Raw genomic sequence first — 4,539 nt, 5'->3', positions numbered from 1 at the left:
GACCCCACCCGGCGCCGGCCCGGCGAGTCCGTCTCCCAACGCGCAGGTCCCGCCCAGCCAGACCCCGCCCGGCCAGAACCCGCCCGGGCCCGGCCCCGGCCCCGGGAGCGGGGACGAAGGTGGAGGCGGTGCCGATCAGCCGGTCCGTCGCACCGGCAGCGTCGTGATGGTCGCCGGGAGCAGCCACGACATCGACCTGGACTCCCAGGCTTCCGGCTGGACGGGTGGGGGCAGCGATCTGGAGTTGCGGTCCCACGACGGCCGTCTGGTCGGAGTCAATCCCGCGGCGGTGGCGAACCTGCCCGCCGGGAGCAGCGGCTCCTGGCACCAGTGCGCCACCCAGCGCGCCTACGCCGAGGACGCCCGCCTCCAGGTCGGGGCGCTGGTGTGTGTCATCACCACCGAACGCCGCTACGCCCTGCTACGCGTCACCTCGGTCCACCGCGCCGACGGTCAGGCCGACCGGGTCGGCCTGGCCGTCAAGGTCTGGGACCCCCGCAACGCCTCCTAGAGGCGGCGGCCTTCTTCGCGCGACCCGGATCTGATCGCCGGCCTGGAGGCGCGGACGTGGGGATTCTCCGCCCACCGAAGGCGGCCCTCAGGCGACCTTGGTGATGCTGTCACAGAGGATGGTGATCGCTCCGGCACGCCGTCCATGCGCCGAAACCATAACCGCGACGCCTCCTGCTTCGGCCCCGGCGACTCGACGCGCGGACGCACCTCACCAGCCCCACCATGGTCGCTGGCGGAGCCGCCACGCACGTGATGTAGAGCGGGATGAGCGGCAGGCGGGGACGTGGCCGGATGCTGGTTCCAGGGATGGGATCTGAGTTGAACGCCGGGGATGGCTTCACGTGGTGCCACCTCGTGATCTCCAACTACATCAGGGACCGATCCACACGGCGCCCAGGAGCCACTTCGCGAAGCGCATCCCCTGAGACTGCCGCCGTCAAGGACACATGGCAAGACATCAGCACTCGGCGGTCGGCGTCCCGGGGGGCTGCCTGTCAAGGCCCGGGACTCGAGTCCATTCTCAGGTGCCGGCGCACGCATTGCACAGCCAGACCGCACGCGATGCGCACATCGACATGGCCTTCGGCGCCTATGGTCGCGCCATGAAGAGGAAGGCCCTCGCGATCACCAGGAGCCGATAGTGAAAATCCGCAAGAAGGTATTGGCGTCACTCATGACGCTCTCCGTGACTACCGGAGTCGTCGCCGCCATTTCCACTCCTGCCCACGCCGCAATATGGAACTGCCAGTACTCTTATAGTCAATGGAGCAGTTCCCTTGGGACGCAGGCGGGAGTCATGTGTGACGGGAACGGCACTACTACCTACAGGATTGTCGCCCAATGCAACATCGACTACTACCCGTATACAACCACCCTCTACGGCGATTGGGCACACCCTCACGGGGCGACCGGTAACGCTGACTGGTGGAGCTGGCTGCAAACTAAGTCCTGCGTGATCAGCCCAGGCCACTACTGGATGGAGTCTCGGGCTTAGAGCTGCTATCAGAATTAGCGGACGAGGCGTCGCCGGCAGATGATGGCTGCGGCGATGGTCATGAAGGCTTGGTGGACGTCGTCGCGGACTTCCCAGCGGATGCGCAGGCGTCGGAACCAGTGGAGCAGGCCGATGGTGCGTTCGACGACGTAGCGGTGGATCCCCAGGCCTGAGCCGTGGGCTGTGAGGCGGCGGGCGATGACCGGTTTGATGCCTCGTTTCCAGAGCAGTCGGCGGTACTTGTCGTGGTCGTAGCCGCGGTCTGCCAGCAACTTCTTCGGCCTGGACCTGGGCCGCCCAACCCGGCCCCGGACCCGCGGTACCTTGTCCAGCAGCGGCAGCAACTGGGTGACGTCGTTGCGGTTCCCGCCGGTCAGGGCGAGGGCGAGCGGGGTGCCGTGGCCGTCGGTGAGGATGTGGTGTTTGGAGCCCGGCCGTCCTCGGTCGACCGGGCTCGCTCCGGTTTTGGGCCGCCCTTCAGCGCCCGGACGTGGGAACTGTCGATCACCGCGCTGGACCAATCCAAATCACCCGCGGCGTGCAGTTCCTCCAGCAGCAGCCGATGCAGCCGCTCCCACACACCTGCGGCATGCCACTCGCCCAGACGTCGCCAGCACGTCATCCCCGACCCGAACCCCAACTCCTGCGGCAGGAACTCCCACCGGATCCCGGTATGCAGCACGAACAGGATCCCGCACAACACCTTCCGGTCATCCAACCGCTTACGACCGGCGTGACACTTGCGGCGCTCGACCCTCGGCAACAGCGGCTCGATCCGCTCCCACAGACTGTCGGGCACGATCCACGGGGGTTGCTCGCCCTTACGCACCCACCCACACCACATCCGGACACCACCAGATGTCGCGCCACATGCACATTTTGTTATGACCTTTAGCGAATCGGGTCGCCGCCCTCGAATGCGGCCCTGGACACGTCCCGACGGCCGCGCCCGGCCAAGACCACCTCGACCACGAAGAAGGGTCCTCTTGCCGTGACCCCGCGCTGCCGCAGCTTCGCAATAAGGGCGCGGGAGTTGTCTACGGCGGATCTGGGAACAGGGGGAGGCTGGTGCCACGTGGGGCGCTGACCTGCCAGCGAGCGCTGTGCCGCGCCTGCCCATGTCGGATCGATGGATGCTTCGTGACTCGGTGATCTTCCGCGGCGGTCGGATGATCTGGGCGGTGGACGGGTTTGGGCCCTCGCCACAGGCCCGCGATGACCGCTGCTGTGATTCTGCACGCCGCACGTCAGTGCGCGATGCGCACCGTGTGCCCCGACCATTTTCAACGTCGGGCCGCCTGTCGTTCTGACGCGGCATCCCAACGGGGCCGACGGGCGCTCACACGACCGAATGCGCAGGGGACGCGGTTACCGGGCCCGCTGGGCCCATCGGCCGCTGGGTGCCCTGCTGGCGCGGTTTGGCGCGGCGTCTCACCGGTGGCGTGGATTCATAGCGGACGCGGTGGGGGCGTTGGATGTCCGCCGAGCGACCACGGAGCAACCACGGCGGCGAACCGGGGCGAAGTGGGCGGGATTTGATCTTGACTGCGATGGTGTTGTCGCAGGTCAGAGGGTGGCGCGCCCAGAGGGATTCGAACCCCCGACCGGCAGATTAGAAGTCTGCTGCTCTATCCGGCTGAGCTATGGGCGCTTGTGGAAGAGGAGTCTAGAGCGAGGCGGGGTGTGTTCGCACTGTCGGGCCAGGGGGTGTGGTCACCTTGGGGGGTTCGGGAGGTGGGCGGCCTCGGGACGGGCGAACAGGTCATATCGTTCTGGGTTGTGGTGCTGGAGATCGAGGTGCCGCTCGCGGGCGGGGACGTGACCGAGGGCGTGGTGCGCGCCGGGGAGACCGTGCGGCGGGTGATGGGGGCGCACAGTCCCGCCGTGCACGGGCTGCTGCGGCATCTGGAGGCGGTCGGGTTCGACGGGGCGCCGCGGATGCTAGGGGTGGACGGGCGCGGCCGGGAGATCCTGAGCTGGGTGGACGGGGAGTGCCCGCACCGGCCGCTGCCCGGGTGGGCGGTGGGCGACGAGGCGCTGGCCGGGGTCGGGCGGCTGCTGCGGCGGTACCACGAGGCCGTGGTGTCCTACGGGACGCGTCCGGACGACCCCTGGGACACGGCGGCGTCCAACCTGGACGGCCCCCCGGAGCTGATCGGGCACTGCGACGTGACGCCCGAGAACGTGGTCTTCCGCGGCGGGGCGCCGGTCGCGTTGATCGACTTCGACCTCGCGCGGCCGACGACGCGGATGTACGACGTGGTCACGGCGCTGCGGCACTGGGCTCCGATCGCCGACCCCGCCGACCGTGACGATCTTCTGTACGACGCGGACGCCGGGCGGCGGATGCGGCTCTTCGCGGACGCGTACGGGCTCTCGGCCGGGGAGCGGCGGGAGCTGCTGCCCGCGGCGCGGGTCCGGTTCGAGCGGTCGTACCGGGCCATGCAGAGGCGGGCCGAAGGCGGTGGCGCCTGGGCGCGGCTGTGGCGCGGGGGCGCGGGGGCACGCATCCGGCGGGCTCAGGACTGGCTGGAGACCCACTGGGACGAGCTCGATGCGCGTCTCGTCTAGGGCCGCCGGGCTGCTCGCCGGGGTCGCGCTGGACGCCCTGCTAGGCGATCCCAGGCGTGGACACCCGGTCGCGGCGTTCGGCCGGGTCGCGTCCGCGCTGGAGAAGAAGATGTACGCCGACTCCCGTGCGCGCGGGGTCGTGTACACGGTGACGCTGGTGGGCGGGACGCTCGCCGGGGGCGTCGCGCTGGAACGGGCCGTCCGGGGGAGGCCGCTCGCGCGCGCGGGGGTGACGGCGCTCGCCACGTGGGCGGTGCTCGGCGGGACGTCCCTCGGGCGCGAGGGACGCGTCATGAGCGGCTTCCTCGAAGATCAGGATCTTGAGGCGGCGCGGGGGCGGCTCGGGCACCTGTGCGCGCGGGACCCCGCCGGCCTCGGGCCGGACGAGCTGGCCCGCGCGACGGTCGAGTCGGTGGCCGAGAACACGTCCGACGCGTCCATCGCGCCGCTGGTGTGGGGCG

At 69.8% G+C, this 4,539-nt stretch carries 3 protein-coding genes, 1 tRNA gene and 1 pseudogene; 3 read left to right on the top strand and 2 right to left on the bottom strand.

Going from position 1 to position 4,539, the window contains the following annotated elements; genetic code table 11:
* Positions 1–511: pseudogene (locus AB0J52_RS28715) on the top strand (hypothetical protein); the annotation flags it as partial.
* A gap of 1,010 nt (positions 512–1,521) precedes the next feature.
* Here AB0J52_RS28715 and AB0J52_RS28710 read toward each other — a convergent pair.
* Together AB0J52_RS28710 and AB0J52_RS28705 are read right to left on the bottom strand one after the other, a co-directional pair.
* Positions 1,522–2,351, bottom strand: a protein-coding gene (locus tag AB0J52_RS28710; RefSeq protein WP_500185615.1) for an IS5 family transposase whose coding sequence is annotated in 2 segments (ribosomal slippage) — positions 1,522–1,976 and positions 1,976–2,351 — 831 coding nt in all. Because the reading frame shifts where the segments join, the coding sequence is not laid out codon by codon here.
* Positions 2,352–3,081: 730 nt separating this feature from the next.
* Positions 3,082–3,158: transfer RNA gene (locus AB0J52_RS28705), tRNA-Arg, on the bottom strand.
* A 128-nt stretch (positions 3,159–3,286) separates the two neighbouring features.
* Here AB0J52_RS28705 and AB0J52_RS28700 point away from each other — a divergent pair.
* Together AB0J52_RS28700 and AB0J52_RS28695 are read left to right on the top strand one after the other, a co-directional pair.
* Positions 3,287–4,078 (top strand): phosphotransferase enzyme family protein, encoded by a 792-nt coding sequence (locus AB0J52_RS28700; protein WP_500185613.1) that lies wholly within the window; start codon positions 3,287–3,289, stop codon positions 4,076–4,078.
* The coding region (locus tag AB0J52_RS28695; RefSeq protein WP_500185612.1) for a cobalamin biosynthesis protein at positions 4,062–4,539 on the top strand (478 nt) is incomplete at its 3' end. The genes AB0J52_RS28700 and AB0J52_RS28695, both read left to right, overlap by 17 nt.

Source organism: Spirillospora sp. NPDC049652 (assembly GCF_040675125.1).
Taxonomy (GTDB): domain Bacteria; phylum Actinomycetota; class Actinomycetes; order Streptosporangiales; family Streptosporangiaceae; genus Spirillospora.
Note: the sequence above shows the minus strand (reverse complement) of the source record. Positions and strands in the feature narration are given on the sequence as shown.